General features: G+C 47.9%; 14 protein-coding genes. 1 reads left to right on the forward strand and 13 read right to left on the reverse strand.

Annotated features, from left to right (window positions below; translation table 11 throughout):
- Positions 1 to 64: 64 nt before the first annotated feature.
- The 9 genes from AUC31_RS09895 to hpf form a co-directional block, all read right to left on the reverse strand.
- Positions 65 to 1,591 carry a murein hydrolase activator EnvC family protein gene (locus AUC31_RS09895; RefSeq protein ID WP_058383365.1) on the reverse strand — a complete coding sequence of 509 codons (1,527 nt, stop codon included), beginning with the start codon at positions 1,589 to 1,591 and terminating at the stop codon, positions 65 to 67.
- Positions 1,592 to 1,702: 111 nt separating this feature from the next.
- Positions 1,703 to 2,587, reverse strand: a complete 885-nt coding sequence (ftsX, locus tag AUC31_RS09900) for a permease-like cell division protein FtsX (protein WP_058383364.1) — start codon at positions 2,585 to 2,587, stop codon at positions 1,703 to 1,705.
- Positions 2,577 to 3,263, reverse strand: a complete 687-nt coding sequence (gene ftsE / locus AUC31_RS09905; RefSeq protein WP_058383363.1) for a cell division ATP-binding protein FtsE — start codon at positions 3,261 to 3,263, stop codon at positions 2,577 to 2,579. The genes ftsX and ftsE overlap by 11 nt, the downstream gene beginning before the upstream one ends.
- Before the next feature lie 267 nt (positions 3,264 to 3,530).
- Positions 3,531 to 3,878 (reverse strand): cytochrome c551, encoded by a 348-nt coding sequence (gene cccB / locus AUC31_RS09910; RefSeq protein ID WP_058383362.1) that lies wholly within the window; start codon positions 3,876 to 3,878, stop codon positions 3,531 to 3,533.
- A 54-nt stretch (positions 3,879 to 3,932) separates the two neighbouring features.
- Complete coding sequence (locus tag AUC31_RS09915; protein ID WP_407951589.1) at positions 3,933 to 4,748, reverse strand: YitT family protein; 816 nt, start codon at positions 4,746 to 4,748, stop codon at positions 3,933 to 3,935.
- 221 nt (positions 4,749 to 4,969) lie between these two features.
- A complete protein-coding gene (locus tag AUC31_RS09920) occupies positions 4,970 to 6,169 on the reverse strand; it encodes a cation:proton antiporter (RefSeq protein WP_058383360.1) in 1,200 nt (399 codons plus the stop codon).
- 142 nt (positions 6,170 to 6,311) lie between these two features.
- Positions 6,312 to 7,413, reverse strand: a protein-coding gene (gene prfB, locus AUC31_RS09925; RefSeq protein ID WP_157073534.1) for a peptide chain release factor 2 whose coding sequence is annotated in 2 segments (ribosomal slippage) — positions 6,312 to 7,340 and positions 7,342 to 7,413 — 1,101 coding nt in all. Because the reading frame shifts where the segments join, the coding sequence is not laid out codon by codon here.
- A gap of 63 nt (positions 7,414 to 7,476) precedes the next feature.
- Positions 7,477 to 9,993, reverse strand: a complete 2,517-nt coding sequence (secA, locus tag AUC31_RS09930) for a preprotein translocase subunit SecA (RefSeq protein WP_058383358.1) — start codon at positions 9,991 to 9,993, stop codon at positions 7,477 to 7,479.
- A 293-nt stretch (positions 9,994 to 10,286) separates the two neighbouring features.
- On the reverse strand, positions 10,287 to 10,856 hold the full coding sequence (gene hpf, locus AUC31_RS09935; protein ID WP_058383357.1) for a ribosome hibernation-promoting factor, HPF/YfiA family: 570 nt from the start codon (positions 10,854 to 10,856) through the stop codon (positions 10,287 to 10,289).
- Between the two features lie 126 nt (positions 10,857 to 10,982).
- Between hpf and AUC31_RS09940 the strand changes: the two genes are divergently transcribed.
- Positions 10,983 to 11,690: an SDR family NAD(P)-dependent oxidoreductase gene (locus AUC31_RS09940; protein ID WP_058383356.1), complete on the forward strand. Its 708-nt coding sequence runs from the start codon at positions 10,983 to 10,985 to the stop codon at positions 11,688 to 11,690.
- Between the two features lie 58 nt (positions 11,691 to 11,748).
- On the opposite strand, the gene AUC31_RS17945 is transcribed toward AUC31_RS09940, so the two are convergent.
- The 4 genes from AUC31_RS17945 to AUC31_RS09960 all read right to left on the reverse strand — a co-directional run bounded on the left by AUC31_RS17945 (position 11,749) and on the right by AUC31_RS09960 (position 15,338).
- The gene (locus AUC31_RS17945) at positions 11,749 to 12,408 is read right to left on the reverse strand and encodes a ComF family protein (RefSeq protein ID WP_237150588.1); all 660 of its coding nucleotides are present in this window, start codon (positions 12,406 to 12,408) and stop codon (positions 11,749 to 11,751) included.
- Positions 12,405 to 13,733 (reverse strand): ATP-dependent helicase ComFA, encoded by a 1,329-nt coding sequence (locus AUC31_RS09950; RefSeq protein ID WP_058383355.1) that lies wholly within the window; start codon positions 13,731 to 13,733, stop codon positions 12,405 to 12,407. The genes AUC31_RS17945 and AUC31_RS09950 overlap by 4 nt, the downstream gene beginning before the upstream one ends.
- A 39-nt stretch (positions 13,734 to 13,772) precedes the next feature.
- Positions 13,773 to 14,603 carry a DegV family protein gene (locus AUC31_RS09955; protein ID WP_058383354.1) on the reverse strand — a complete coding sequence of 277 codons (831 nt, stop codon included), beginning with the start codon at positions 14,601 to 14,603 and terminating at the stop codon, positions 13,773 to 13,775.
- A gap of 174 nt (positions 14,604 to 14,777) precedes the next feature.
- The gene (locus AUC31_RS09960; protein WP_058383353.1) at positions 14,778 to 15,338 is read right to left on the reverse strand and encodes a DUF4440 domain-containing protein; all 561 of its coding nucleotides are present in this window, start codon (positions 15,336 to 15,338) and stop codon (positions 14,778 to 14,780) included.
- Position 15,339 lies beyond the last annotated feature (1 nt).

Here is a 15,339-nt window from a genome sequence, read left to right on the forward strand (position 1 = left end):
CAAGCCACTTTCCGAAACTTCACCAGTCGTGAAGCGGAAAGAATGGCCTAGGCGGCTTTTAGGATTAATAAGAGAGATAATTGGCTGGGTTCACAGCATTGCTGCGCGCACCATTCCAAGATCCCACGTGGATTTCGAAATGCAAATGAGAACCTGTCGAACGGCCGGTATTGCCCATGCCGCCGATAAACTGGCGCTGTTCTACTTTCTGGCCCACTGATACGCCAATCGAACTTAAGTGAGCGTATGCAGTCGCATACGGTTGCCCGTTAATTGAATGGTTGATGATAATGACATTCCCGTAACCACCCATTGATCCAGCAAACGACACATATCCCGCAGCTGATGCCACGATAGGCGTTCCTGGGCTATTGGCGATGTCGTAGCCAAGATGCGTCTCCGCACCGTCTCCGATATCACGTCCGCCAAATCCTGATGTATGGCGCCCTGATGCCGGCATCACGAAGTTTGCTGACGGTTTGACGACAGGAGCCGGTGCTGGTGCTGGTGCTGGTGCTGGTGCTGGCGTTGGTGCCGGTGCCGGGCTTGCAGTGCTGGCAGTTGCAGATGAAGATTTAGCTGCTGCTTTTTCTGCTGCTGCTTTGTCAGCTGCCGCTTTTTCTGCTGCTGCCCGTTCCGCTGCTGCTTTCTCTGCTGCAGCACGCTCAGCTGCCGCCTTTTCAGCAGCTGCTTTTTCCGCTGCTGCTTTGCGTTCAGCTTCTGCAATACGCGTGCGTTCAGCTTCTTCTTGCTGAGCTAGTTTTGCCATGCGGGATTGCTGGCCCATAATTTGCTTTTCAACTGCAGCGCTGACTTCCAGCGCTTCTTCATGCTGTGCTTCCAAATTATTTTTCTCTGAAGCCAAACGCTCTTGTTCTGCTTCCATTTGGTTTTTCAAGCCTGCTTGTTCTTTTTTCTGGCTATCTAAAGAGGCTTTCAATGAAACAAGTTCAGTGCGGCGCTCTTCTTGATTGGCAAGAATCGTTTCAACTGCTTCTTTTTTCGCAGCCAATTCTTTTTTGTCGGCCGCTTGTTCACGCATGATTTCACGGTCAGCCTCAATCAAGGTATTGACCGCTGAAAAACGGTCGATAAAATCGATAAAGCTATTGGCACCCAATAGAACATCTATGTATTCGACAGATCCGCCGCTCATCTGGATGGCGCGCGCACGTTCTTTCAATAGTTCGGTACGTTCGTCGATTTTACGCTCGAGTTCTTTGATCGCTTCTTTCAATTCATCGATTTCTTCTTTAGTTTGGTCGATTTCAGCTTGTACTGTATCGATTTTCGACTGTGTTTCCTGCATTTTCTTATCCAATTGCTGGATTTCCGAAACGATGCGGTCGAGTTTTGAAGACGTTTCTTGGATCTCGCCTTCTTTCTTTTGAATGCCTGAGCTCAGGTCTTCTTCTTTTTCTTCCAATTCCTTACGTTCTTTTTCCAATTTCTGCTGTTCTTTTTGGACTTGCTGTTGCTCCTGTTCCAATTCATCAAGCTTACTGCTGTTTGCATGTGCAGTAGGCATTAGCAAAGACAATGCGAGAATTGATGAAACGCCGGACAACATCCATTTAGACTTCGAATTCAAGTTCGTTTTCCCCCTTTGGATTTACGTTCTTTTTCTATGTCTGTATTTTATTTCCTAATTTATGTAAGTTTTAGACCTATGGTTAATATGCGACCATAGGCCTTGAATTGATTATACACGTAAAAACTTGCGAATGGACATAAAACTTCCCCATATCCCGATAAAGACACCCATCGCCAAGATCAATGCACTCACTTGGTAGATGAAAGGTGAAAACTCAAGTAGTTGGAAGAGTTCTCCGCTGAGCCGGGGTTGTACAAATTCCGTAATCCTTTGGTAAAGCAGTACGACTAGGCCAATCGGTATGATCGAACCGAGAATCCCGAGCCACATGCCTTCTAGAATGAATGGAACACGGACAAACCAATTGGTTGCCCCGACGAGTTTCATGATCTCGATTTCGGTACGGCGCGCCACAATAGTGATGCGGATCGTATTCGAAATCAAGAACATCGCTGTAAACAATAATGCCAAAATGAGGACCAGGCCAACATTGCGCCCTGCGTTAAGGAAATTGAAAAGCTTCTCAATTTTCCCTTCCCCATACTCTACGTCTTCGATATATTCAAGTGCAGCAATTTCTTTCGCTACTGTTTCTGTCTGTTGAGGTTCTGTCGCTTTTACGTAGAACACATCAAACAATGGATTACTTTGCTCGAACAAGCTGAGCTCTTCGCCAAAGTCGAGTACAAGATCCGTCAACTCTTCTTCTTTCGTTGAAAAATCGGCCGATTCGACGCCATCCAGACCCGATATTTCTTCTTCGAGCTCTGTGATGTCTTCTTCCTCTGCGTCAAGCGAGACAAAGACTTTGATCTCGACATCGTTCTCCAGATCATCAGCGACTTTGTTGAGGTTCATCATAATCATGACGAATACCCCGACTAGCAGCAACGTAACCGTGACGGCACTGACAGATGCAAATGTCATCCAGCCATTCCGGCCAAGGCTCTTGAGGCTTTCTTTGATGTGACGGCCAAATGTTCTAATCTTCATAGCCGTAATCACCTCCGGCTGCGTCGCGCACAATCAGCCCGCCTTCGATGGCAATGACGCGATGTCTTAACTTATTGACGATTTCCCGGTTATGGGTCGCCATGATGATCGTCGTTCCCGTCGAGTTGATCTGCTCGAAAAGATTCATGATGTCCCACGACGTGTCCGGGTCAAGATTTCCTGTCGGTTCATCGGCAATCATCACTTTCGGCGTGTTGACGATGGAACGGGCAATGGACACACGCTGCTGCTCGCCGCCGGACAATTCACGGGGGAACATTTTCGCTTTGTGCTTCAATCCGACCATATCGAGCACTTCCATCACGCGCTCTTTGATGACTTGCGGTTTTTCCTCGATAACTTCAAGTGCAAACGCAACATTTTCATAAACGTTCAAGCGAGGCAATAGTTTGAAATCCTGGAACACTACGCCGATGTCACGGCGAAGAAAAGGAACTTTCCGGTTCTTCAATTTTGCGATATCTTTTCCATCGACAAGCATTTGCCCTGAAGACGGGCGCTCTTCACGGTACATCATTTTGATGAACGTGGATTTTCCAGCTCCGCTCGGGCCGACGATGTATACAAATTCGCCCTGGGCAATCTCAACATTCAATCCATTGAGTGCCACAATGCCGTTCGGATATTTTTTGTAGACATTTTTCATTTGTATCATTAAATAAACCACCTATATCATTCGGCATTCCGCCAAATTTTATTTCCCAAGTACATAGCAAATTTTGCAGCACGGTTATTATAACACTCCTAAACCCCTTTTTTGTTACAGTTACATTTCAATTCAGACTCAGTCTCGATACAAACAATTATCTGAAATTTTAATAACATGAGGTCTTAACTCATTATTATTTTCCTTATTTTTACCATATATCTATAGTAATGCCTTGTTTTATGGCAAAAAAAATAAACCGGGCAAAATGCCGGTTTATTGTTGGTTCGCAAGATATTCTGCTACGGCTTGCGCTTCTTCGCCTTCGATGATGTTCGGAGGCATTGCACCTTGGCCATTTTCAATGACGGAAAGGATTTCTTCTTGTGACAAGCGCGATCCTACATCGTTCAATGCTGGGAAATTGCCTTGACCTTCTAAGTTTTCACCGTGACATGAAATACAGTTTTGCTGAATGACTGCTTCTGCATCCACTGTCGTTGTTTCAGTTTCTGTATCGCCGCCTGTATCAGCTGGTTCTTCAGGAGATGTTTCTTCCCCGCCGCCGCATGCACCAAGTACAAGAACTGAACCGAACAATACGGTCATCAATTGCTTTTTCATGGAAATCCTCCTCTTTGTCTTGCTTTTTTTACCTTCTATAGGAGTATACCAAATTTAGGCACGTTTGAAACCTTCCCCGAGCACTTCGGAGGCATCGGACACAATCACAAAAGCTTGCGGGTCGATCAATTTAACCAATTGTTTCAACCTTGTAAATTCTGTCTGCGGAATCACGACCATTAAAATCGGTTTTTCGTTTCCTGAGTAGCCGCCGGTTGCTGTCAATTCCGTTACCCCTCTATCGACTTCATCGTAAATGGCATCCCGGATTTCTACTTGCTTGTTCGTGATGATGTATACCATCTTCGAACGGCTGAATCCGACCTGCACCAAATCGATGGTTTTGGTCGTCAGATACAACCCGATCAATGCATACAATCCTTTTTCGATATCAAAAACGATGGCAGCTGCCAACACGATCATGCCGTCGATGATCGCAACGCTTGTCCCGAGAGTGAGGCCGGTGTATTTGGTGATGATCTGGGCTGCAAGATCGGTTCCGCCAGTCGATGCTTTCCCGCGGAACACGATTCCTAGCCCGAGACCGACCATGATGCCGCCAAACAACGAGCCGAGCAGCGGATCTCTCGTCCAAGCTTCCCAATCTTCAGTCATGAACACGACGAGCGGCAGAAATACCGTGCCGACCGCCGTCTTGATGCCAAAATTTTTCCCGAGCAAAATGACGCCCGAGATGAACAGCGGAATATTGAATGCCCATTGGACGAATGCTGGCTTCCATTCGAACAAGCCGAATAGAATCGTACTGATGCCACTGACTCCGCCCGACGCCACTTCGTTCGGCAATAGGAACACATTGAATGAAATGGCGACGATCGCCGCTCCTGCCAGGACGGAGATATAATCCATCACGCTCGTCAAAACCGGATGTGGATCTTTTGATTTTCGTATATTTCGTTTGCCCATAAGCTGTTATTCCTCTTCCTTCTATATTCACTTGAACCCTGTCAGAGTATAGCAGACCCCCCGTTTTTTGTGAACTTCATCTGGATAAAGCAATAACCATTCCACAACGGAACAAACTTTTGCTTCAATCGGCCAAAATTTCACGTTTTGCTGCGCTGGTTCCTTTATTGAAGATTTTTTAGTACTTTCGATAATGGATAAATGCCAATGCTCTGAATGGCGAGCGACAGCAAAATCACCGCAAATGCCAGGGAAATCAGCACCTGGTCTTGCCCAGAAGCCGTTTCTTCGAGCCATAGCAACAGTGCGACGGACATGGCGCCTTTGATTCCTGACCAAGCAGTTAAGGTAATCGTCGAAAAATCATTATTGAATTCATGCCGCCATTTAGGAACTCCGTAAATGAACAGCGCGATGACGAGGAAGCGGACGATGATGGCCAATAGGAAAATGACGATTGCAAACCACCAGCCTGAAAAAGCCAGATACTCTGCACCGCGTATGCCGATCAGCAAAAACAGCACCGCCAATAAAATCGGGGTGACGATATCCCAGAAACCGTCCAATGACTGAGGGAGTGTATCTTCCTTGATATCCTTGCCCATTTCATAAGCGACGAATATTCCGGCTGCCACTGTCGCAAGCACGCCCGATACCCCGATGGCTTCGCCGATATAAAAAGCGCCGTAAGCTCCAATGACGCTCAGCATGACATGATATTTTTTATCCTGGGTGAAACGGATCGTCTTGCTCATCAACCAGCCGATAGCGATTCCGAGCATAACTCCGCCTAGCGAAACAAGCAGCAATTCCGAGACAAATTTGCCCAATGAAAACCCGTTCCCGGTTTGATACATTGTCAGGAAAATCGTGAAAAAGACGATGCTTGTCCCGTCGTTGATCATCGACTCCCCTTCAACCACATCGGCAATCTGTTCTGCACCGCTGCTTTCTTTCAAAATAGCGGTTACCGACACCGGATCGGTCGGCGTCAGGATTGCCGCCAGCAAAAAAGCCGACGTGAGGGTCAAGCTGGTAAATAGCCCGCCTGCGAAATAGATGGACAAGCCGAGCAGAACAACTGTGAGGATGAGACCAATCGTGCTCAAACTGACGATGATGCCGATGTTTTGCTTTAACTGCTTCAAAGGAAATTGATAAGCCGAGGTAAACAGCATTGCCGGCAAGAAGACATTGAAGATGATGTCTTTTGAAATATTGAATTCATCGAAATACGGAATAAATGAAAGCCCTAAACCGATTGCCACCAATACGACGGGAACTGGGAAAAAGTTCTTTTTAATGTCGATCGTGTAGACGATGTAGCCGATGATCAGCAAGATCAGTAATTGATGGGTCATCATATTCAGAACCTCCTTGGCAAATATAAGCTTCTTGTTCTTCTATTGCCTTTTTACGCGTAAAAAAACCCCCAAACGCCACCGCTCTATGGAGCAATCGCTTTTGGGAGTCGTATTTACGATGATTGGCGCAGGGTTTTTTAGCTTATTGCATTTTCGAACGCAGCATGGCGTGGATAAATCCATCCAGATCGCCATCCATGACGGCCTGCAGATTCCCAGTCTCGTAGTTCGTCCGGTGGTCTTTAACCATGGAATACGGGTGGAAAACGTAAGAGCGGATTTGACTGCCCCAGCCGATTTCTTTTTGCTCGCCGCGAATTTCGAGCAATTCCTGCTCCTGCTCTTCGATTTTCAATGCGTAGAGCTTCGCTTTTAGCATTTGCATCGCTTTCTCACGGTTTTTAATCTGTGAACGTTCCTGTTGGCAAGTCACTACAGCACCGGTCGGCAAGTGGGTGATCCGGACAGCGGAGTCTGTCGTATTGATATGCTGTCCACCGGCACCGCTTGCACGGTAAGTATCGACTTTCAGATCTTCGGTGCGGATATCGATTTCGATTTCGCCCGTGAACTCCGGCATCACTTCACACGATACAAAAGATGTATGGCGGCGTCCTGAGGAATCGAACGGCGAAATGCGGACCAAGCGATGAACGCCTTTTTCAGCTTTCAAATAGCCGTAAGCATTATGCCCTTTGATGCCGAGTGTCACTGATTTGACGCCGGCTTCATCTCCTGCCAGGTAATCCAAAGTTTCCACTTTGAAACCGCGTTTCTCCGCCCAGCGCGTATACATGCGTAAGAGCATCGAGCACCAATCCTGGGATTCCGTTCCGCCAGCGCCTGGATGCAGTTCCAATATGGCATTGTTTTTATCGTATTCTTCACTCAATAGAAGCTCCAGCTCAAACGCGTTCAAGTCTTTAAGAAACTGCTTCAGTTCCCCACTCAACTCTTCATGAAGTTCCTCGTCTGGTTCTTCGCGCAACAATTCGAGCGTCATTTCCATATTCTCTTGCTCTTCTTCGAACTTCCGGTAGCGATTGACTGTATCTTTCAATGCATTCACTTCCGAAATGACCACTTGCGCTTCTTCTTGGTTATTCCAGAAATTCGGGTCGATCATTCGTTCGTCCAATTCCTGGATACGTGCCTCTTTGTTTTCTAAGTCAAAGAGACCCCCTGAAGTCCGCCAATTTTTCGGCTGTTTTGTCGAGCTCGTTGCGAATATCCGCTAATTCCATCATATAAAGTTCCTCCTCATAATAATGCCGAAGAGCTTTTGCTCTTCGGCCATAAACACTCGTTTACGAAGCTGCCCCATGGCAGTTCTTGAATTTTTTACCGCTGCCGCATGGGCATAAGTCATTGCGCCCGACTTCCATCTCGCGGCGTGCCGGCTCTTTTCTCTTGCGTGGTGCATCTCCGCCTTCTTTCGGGTTGACAGCTTGGCCTTTTGCCACTTCTTCACGCTCGAGGTTATTCTTGATTTCCGCTTTCATGGCGTATTTCGCCACGTCGTCTTCAATCGCCTCGATCATCGCTTCGAACATGGCAAAGCCTTCGTTCTGGTACTCACGAAGCGGATCGTTCTGGCCGTATGCACGCAAGTGAATCCCTTGTCTCAGCTGGTCCATCGCATCGATATGGTCGATCCATTTCGTATCGATTGAACGCAACAGGACGACTTTCTCGAATTCACGCATGCGGTCAGGCGTCATTTCAACTTCTTTTTCATCATAATGCGCTGTTACTTTACTGCGCACGAATTCGATGATCTGGTCTTGCCTTTTGCCTTCCAGATCTTGTTCAGTGATAGTATCTTCCGGCAGGAGATTGGCAGAAATCACTTCCGTCAACGACTTCAAGTGCCACTCTTCCGGCTTCTCTGCTGTTGTATAACTTGCGACCATGCGGCCGATCGAGCTATCGATCATATTGTCGACAAGTTCGCGCATATTATCGGTCTCGAGCACTTCCATACGCTCTTTATAGATGATTTCACGTTGTTCACGCAACACATCATCATATTGCAAAAGACGTTTACGTGCATCGAAGTTATTGCCTTCCACCCGTTTTTGGGCAGATTCGACAGAACGCGTCACCATGCGTGATTGCAGCGGCTGGGAATCGTCCATCCCCAGTTTGCCCATCATATTGCGCATGGAGTCCGAACCGAAGCGGCGCATCAAATCATCTTCAAGCGAAAGATAGAATTGCGTCACGCCGGGATCTCCCTGGCGTCCAGAACGACCGCGCAGCTGGTTATCGATGCGGCGGGATTCGTGGCGTTCCGTACCGATGACAGCGAGTCCGCCCGCTTCGATGACGCCTTCACCCAATTTGATATCCGTTCCGCGGCCTGCCATATTCGTGGCAATCGTGACGGCACCTTTTTGGCCGGCATCTAGGATGATTTCAGCTTCATGTGCGTGATTTTTCGCGTTCAAGACCGAATGCTTGATGCCTTTTTTGGTCAAATACGCGGAAATGATTTCGGACGTTTCGATCGCTACGGTACCGACAAGAACCGGTTGCCCTTTTTTATGGCGCTCGATAATGTCTTCAGATACCGCTTTGTACTTGCCTTCTGTTGTCGCATAAATTAAATCGACACGGTCATCACGGATGATCGGTTTGTTCGTCGGAATGGAGATGACGTTCATGTTGTAAATATTGCGGAACTCTTCTTCTTCCGTTTTTGCCGTACCGGTCATACCTGACAATTTCTCGTATTTGCGGAAGTAGTTCTGGAACGTGATTGTGGCCATGGTCATCGATTCGTTCTGGACTTCGAGGCCTTCTTTTGCTTCGATCGCCTGGTGAAGACCGTCTGAATAGCGGCGGCCTTTCATGAGTCGGCCGGTGAATTGGTCAACAATGACCACTTCGCCATCCTGAACAACGTAGTCGACGTCTTTTTGCATCGTGACATGCGCTTTTAGCGATTGGTTGATCGCGTGGTTCAAGCGCACATGGGTTAAATCGAATAAGTTGTCAACGCTGAAAGCTTTCTCGACTTTCTCGATGCCTTCTTCCGTCAGCACGACGCCTTTTGTCGTTTCATCGTAAGCATAATCAGAGTCCTTTTGCAGCAGCCGGCCGAACGCATTCGCCTGCATGTATAGCTGTGCGGATTTTGCCGCCTGGCCTGAAATGATCAATGGCGTCCGCGCTTCGTCGATCAAGATTGAATCGACTTCATCGATTACGGCAAAATGAAGCGGGCGCTGAACCATGTCTTCTTTATAAAGGACCATATTGTCGCGCAAGTAATCAAAGCCAAGCTCATTATTCGTGCTATAGGTGATATCTGCTTGGTAAGCTTCGCGTTTTTGTTCTTTCGTCAAGCTGTTGACGTTGAGCCCAATCGTCAGGCCGAGCCAATTGTAGAGCTGGCCCATCTCTTCAGCATCGCGGCTCGCCAAGTATTCGTTGACGGTCACGACATGGACGCCTTTTTTCGTGATGGCATTCAAATAGACAGCCATCGTCGAAGTCAGAGTTTTACCTTCACCAGTCTTCATCTCGGAAATATTCCCTTGATGAAGCGATGCAGCACCCATGATCTGGACGCGGAATGGATACATCCCCAGTACGCGCTTTGATGCCTCGCGCACAGTCGCAAATGCTTCAGGCAGCATGTCGTCGAGCGACTCGCCTTGTTCGAAACGTGCTGTAAATTCGGCTGTTTTTGCTTTTAAGGCTTCGTCTGTCTTGGCCGTATACTCATCGGCCAGCGCTTCCACCTGGTCTGACACTTTTTCCAATCGTTTTAAATCCCGTTTGTTCGGGTCAAATACTTTATTCAATACTCCAAGCATGTTTAACCGCTCCCTGCATGGCGATTCCAGCTGAAGACAGCGTAGAAACCGCTATTGCTCATATTTTCATTCTTTGGGTTTATCTTAATCATATGCAGCATTTTCAAAAAAAATCTCACCATTCATTTTAACACTGCACTATAAAGCGTGCAAACAATGCATTTTTCGCCACTCCACAAAATCATGCCAAAAACAACCGGTTATTGATACAGCTCCGTACAAGTGAAGATTCTGTAAGTGCGCATATAAATCACTGCATAACAAAAGCCTCCCGTTACAGGAGGCTTTTAATGTTATGAAGTTGTTTCGATCAATCCGTAAGAACCGTCTTTTCGTTTGTAGACAATGTTCGTGCCGTTTGACTCAGCATCTGTGAAGACGAAGAAACTATGCCCGAGCATGTTCATCTGAAGAACCGCTTCTTCCTCATCCATCGGTTTCAAATCGAATTGTTTTGTACGGACGATTTTCAAGTCTTCCTCATCATCCGATTCCGAAGAACCATTATTCTGCGCTTCGCTTTCAGCTATAGCAAACGCGAGACCCATTCCTTCGCGGTCACGGAATTTGCGGTTGACTTTCGTTTTATATTTGCGGATTTGACGCTCCAGTTTTGAAACGATCAAATCGATCGCTGCATAGAGATCATCGTGCCGTTCTTCAGCACGTAGTGTTAGGTTTTTCATCGGAATTGTAACTTCCACTTTTGTTTGGTTATGGTTATACGTTTTCAAATTGACCATCGCTGTTGCATTCGCTCCATCGGTGAAGTAGCGTTCGATTTTCTCTACCTTCTTCTCGATGTGTTCGCGTATTGCGGGAGTTACCTCAATATTCTCGCCTCTGATGTTGAATTGCAGCATGTGAACTCCTCCTTCTGTTTTGCTATCTATCTATTTCTAGTTGTTCCCTACGGAATCCTTCTTGAAACGTAAAAAGTTTCAGCGCTGTAGTAAAAAGGTAAACAATATGACAAGGAGATGAAGTCCATGTTTACAAATAAAACGATTGTAGTGACAGGTGCCGCACAAGGCATCGGGAAAACCGTAGCACAATATTTCCAAAAAGAAGGCGCAAACGTCATCGGCTTGGATATTGAAGAAGTCGAAATCGACGGAGTGGAATACCGCCGGTGTGACGTAGGAAGTTTTTCGGAAGTCGAACGCGTCTTTTCCGACATTCATAACGCGCACGGCAGTATCCATGTGCTGGTCAACAATGCCGGCATTTCGGAATTCACGCCGCTTTGGGAGTTGACGGAAGAAGATTGGGACCGCGTGCTCAACACGAATTTGAAGAGTGTGTTTATCTGCAGCCGAGAAGCTGCCCGTTATATGAACGAAGACATCCGCTCAATCGTCAATATGTCATCGACAAGAGCGTTCATGTCCGAACAAGGGACAGAAAGCTACTCCGCTTCCAAAGGCGGGATTTTCGCCCTCAGCCATTCACTCGCAGCAAGCCTCCATACAAAAGGCATCCGGGTAAACTCTATTGCCCCTGGCTGGATACATACCGGCGACCGGGAAGAGCTCCGCAAAGTCGACCATGAGCAGCATTGGAGCGGACGCGTCGGCACTACGGACGACATTGCTAGAGCATGCCTGTTCTTGTCGAATCCGGACAATTCTTTCATCACTGGGGAGTGTTTGACGATTGACGGCGGCATGACACGCAAAATGATTTATGAACATTAACACAAACGGCTGCTACGCAGCTGTTTTTTTATTGCCTAAGAGTCAATTGGCTATTCCATTACGCGCGAATCAAAGTGAGTATGCGGATTGACTCTGCGCCCGCTTCTTGCAAAGTTTTTGCAGCCTGCCGCATGGTGGTGCCTGTCGTATAAAGATCATCCACCAGCACCAGCTGTTTCGGGACCGCTTCCCCGTTCAGTCGAAACAATTGTTTTGTCGCCATCCGTTCCTGACGTGTTTTCTCCCCCAAAGTTTCGCCGCATTTCTCGAGCAAATGCCGGTACGGAACACCTGCCGCTAGCAGCAATTGATCCACTTGCGAAAAGCTCCGTTCGTGGAGCTTTTCTTCATTCAGTGGAATCGGCACGACCACTGCCCGCTCATTCTTCAAAGCTTCCCGGAAATTTTTGGCAAACACTTGAGCCAATAAGACATCCTTCAAAAACTTGTACTGGTGGAACCAGTCTTTCATGGCCTCGTTGTAGCGGTAAAGGGCTTTTCCTGAGCGAATGAGATCGCGGTAGCCATGCTCTTCCCAATAAGAACAGTCGCTGCATATCGCTTCGCCTTCTTTGCCGCAAAATTTGCAGACTTGCCCGATGATTTTCGAAAATTCATTTCGGCACAGCTGGCACACCAATTCTGGAGGTTCGTACAAAAAAATGCCGCGCCACGAGGGAACAAAGCGCAATGCTTGGTCGCATAGACAGCAGTTCATGCTTTTCCCTCCTTGTTATAGAAGCGAATCGCTTCCCTTGCCGCGTCCATTTGCCTGGTGATGCCATTATGGAAAAAGATGACGTCTCCAGTAGGGTCTGTCGCGCTTCGCCCGACCCGCCCGGCAATTTGAATGAGCGCTGCCCGGTCGAATACCCGGTGATCGGCTCCGATGACGGCGACTTGCAACCGGGGTATGGTGATGCCGCGTTCTAAAATGGTGGAGGTGGCAAGACCGGATAAGCCGCCTTCCCTCAATTGCATCACTTTTTCTTTGCGCTGTGGATCTTTCGAGTGGACAGCATCAATTGTGCAATCGATTTTGTTCAGCAGCGGGCTTGCTAGTTCGATCAACTGGATGGACGGAAAAAATAAAAGGAACGGCTGCTTTTTCTGAAGCTTGTCTTCTATCCAGTATTTTAATGGGAGAGGAAGCTTGCCTTTTCGGATACAGCGTTCATAATTCCACATCGCCCGGTAAGCGGGAACTGGCAGTGGCGCGCCATGATAGCGCCTGAATATGGTGGAGTGTTCGGCAATTTGTTTTTGGAGTGTTTTCGATGGGGTGGCGGAAATGTAGATAACGGGAGCGGACGGCTTGGCGGCTTTTTTCACAGCCCGTTCAAGCGATGGGTCAAGCGAATACGGGAAAGCATCCGCTTCGTCGACGAATAGTAAATCGAAAGCTTCCTGGAATCGATACAATTGGTGGGTGGTGGCCAGGATGATTTCGCCGTAGCCGGTTTGTTCGGGGCTATCGCCGTAGAGTGTGTGGACGGTGGCATTGGGGAATGCCTGCTTGAACCTGGGTGAGAGTTCGAGGATAACATCGGTACGCGGTGCAGCCACACAAATGCGCAATCCTTTTTGCAGCGCTTCATAGATCGGGGAAAATAGAATTTCTGTTTTTCCGGCACCACATACCGCATACAAGAGGTGATCTTCTTGCTTTCGGATGCTTTCGGAGATGGCTTTTGATGCATTTGCCTGCTGGGGCGTCAGGCTGCCGGCCCACCCGAAGGCACGTGGGGCGGATTTTGGAAGTGCTGGAGATGTCCACAAAACCAATTCTGTGCAGCTGCTGATGCGCCCCATCTTGATGCATGTCCGGCAATAGCGGCAAACTTCGCCGCACGTTGCGCATTGGAATGGAATCACATAATCGGGCGACGTCTCCAGACATCTTGTACACTGGCCGTCAGCCGATATACCGCTGACTACGCGTACACTTCCTTTATCGATTGCTTCCTGTGTGACTTCTTCCGGGAACGGAATGAATTGCTTTATCCATATCCTTCCTGTTAAAAATGCTTCGATTGCTTGCATGGATTTCCTCCTTTTTTATAGCCGAAAGGCCTTGGCCGGTCATTTCTTTGCCCAGCCAAGGCCCATCGCGCCTTCTCCTAAATGCGTGCCGATGACCGGACCGAAATGAGAAATCGTGAACTCCACATCCGGGCAGGCCAGTTCAAGCTCCGCTTTCCATCTTTCCGCTTCTTCGAGCCGGTTGGCGTGGATGACCGTCGCTTGAAGCGGTTCTTTGCCGCAGTCTTTCTTCAATTCTTCCGCAATGCGGTTCATCGCCTTTTTTCGTGTGCGGATCTTTTCATACGGAACGATCAGCTTGTCCTGGAAATGCAGCAGCGGTTTGATCTGAAGCATGCTGCCGACCAACGCTTGCGCTCCTGACAAACGCCCGCCGCGCTGTAAATGGCGAAGGTCTTCCACCATGAAATAAGCACGCAAGGTTTTTTTCATTTCCTCAAGTTCTGCCAAAATTCCTTTGGCATCCATGCCTTGCTCCGCCAGTTCCGCTGCTTTTAGCGCATAGAACCCTTGAACGGCACAAGCGATTTCAGAATCGAACACGTGGACATCCACGCCTTCGGTCATCTCCCCCGCCTGCTTCGATCCAGCCATTGTTCCGCTGATGCCGCTGGACAGGTGAATGGCTACCACTTCCTCGTGTTGCCCTGAAAGTTGCTCGTATAATGAAATAAACTCCCCGATTGGCGGCTGAGAGGTTTTCGGGAGCTCTTCACGCGCTTTTTCGTAAAATTCCACAGCATCCAATTCAGTTTCCGCATAGGACTCATTGCCGAATGTAATCTGAAGAGGCACCACATGTATGCCTTTATCTTTTGCCTGCTGCTGCGGAATATATGCTGTACTATCTGTCACAATTGCTGTTTTCATTTTCAATCAGCCTCCACTGCTATCTTACCAAAACTTGCCTGCTAATAGACAGAAAATCCTGTCCATTGAAAGGTCTATTTCCAACATTAATTAGCGTGGCGCGAATCCAAAAAAGCTTTTCCGGCTACAAGCATCCATTTGCCTGCCAGGAAAAGCCCTTCGTTTAGTTTTTCATTATTGATTTCCGATGAAATGCAGGCTTGTCACTTTCCATTCGTCCTGCTCTTTCTTGAAAACGACCACTTGGCGGCCGGATTGCTGCATTCCTTGCTCCGTGCCGGCTTCATTCATTTCCACATTGATGGTGGCAAACACTTCCGCCCGGTCCTCTTCGTATTTGACGATTGTTTCGTCGCTCGTCGTGTATGTCGTGTCGTAGTTTTCAAAGGCTTCGCTCAATGCCTGCTGGTCTTCTTCACGGTCAAAGCCATCCGGATTTTCAGCGATGATCGCCATATAGCGGTCCATGTCTTCAGCATTAAAAGCCGCGATGTATTCCTCATACGCGCCAAGGAGTTCCTGCTTTTCAGCTTCTGGAACATCCGCAGCGACGACGTCTCCCTCATCGTCCAATGTAAACCCTACTTCTTGGTCTGTGATCCCGTGTTCAACCGCATTATTTTCATTGGTGGCATTGCCGTCTTCTGCAGTATTGCCATTGACCGACGAATCGTCTTCGTCCGAACAACCTGCGAGCGCCAATATGAGCCCAGTTGCAACTATCCATTTTTTCATG

This window comes from Planococcus rifietoensis, from assembly GCF_001465795.2.
GTDB lineage: Bacteria > Bacillota > Bacilli > Bacillales_A > Planococcaceae > Planococcus > Planococcus rifietoensis.

Excerpts from the sequence above, each read along its gene's own strand:
- ftsE (WP_058383363.1), bottom strand. The coding sequence starts at position 3,263 with ATGATACAAATGAAAAATGTCTACAAAAAATATCCGAACGGCATTGTG.
- hpf (WP_058383357.1), bottom strand. The coding sequence starts at position 10,856 with ATGCTGCAATTCAACATCAGAGGCGAGAATATTGAGGTAACTCCCGCA.
- AUC31_RS09920 (WP_058383360.1), bottom strand. The coding sequence starts at position 6,169 with ATGATGACCCATCAATTACTGATCTTGCTGATCATCGGCTACATCGTC.
- AUC31_RS09950 (WP_058383355.1), bottom strand. The coding sequence starts at position 13,733 with ATGCAAGCAATCGAAGCATTTTTAACAGGAAGGATATGGATAAAGCAA.
- ftsX (WP_058383364.1), bottom strand. The coding sequence starts at position 2,587 with ATGAAGATTAGAACATTTGGCCGTCACATCAAAGAAAGCCTCAAGAGC.
- AUC31_RS09955 (WP_058383354.1), bottom strand. The coding sequence starts at position 14,603 with ATGAAAACAGCAATTGTGACAGATAGTACAGCATATATTCCGCAGCAG.
- AUC31_RS09915 (WP_407951589.1), bottom strand. The coding sequence starts at position 4,748 with ATGGATTATATCTCCGTCCTGGCAGGAGCGGCGATCGTCGCCATTTCA.
- AUC31_RS09940 (WP_058383356.1), top strand. The coding sequence starts at position 10,983 with ATGTTTACAAATAAAACGATTGTAGTGACAGGTGCCGCACAAGGCATC.
- cccB (WP_058383362.1), bottom strand. The coding sequence starts at position 3,878 with ATGAAAAAGCAATTGATGACCGTATTGTTCGGTTCAGTTCTTGTACTT.
- AUC31_RS09960 (WP_058383353.1), bottom strand. The coding sequence starts at position 15,338 with ATGAAAAAATGGATAGTTGCAACTGGGCTCATATTGGCGCTCGCAGGT.
- secA (WP_058383358.1), bottom strand. The coding sequence starts at position 9,993 with ATGCTTGGAGTATTGAATAAAGTATTTGACCCGAACAAACGGGATTTA.
- AUC31_RS17945 (WP_237150588.1), bottom strand. The coding sequence starts at position 12,408 with ATGAACTGCTGTCTATGCGACCAAGCATTGCGCTTTGTTCCCTCGTGG.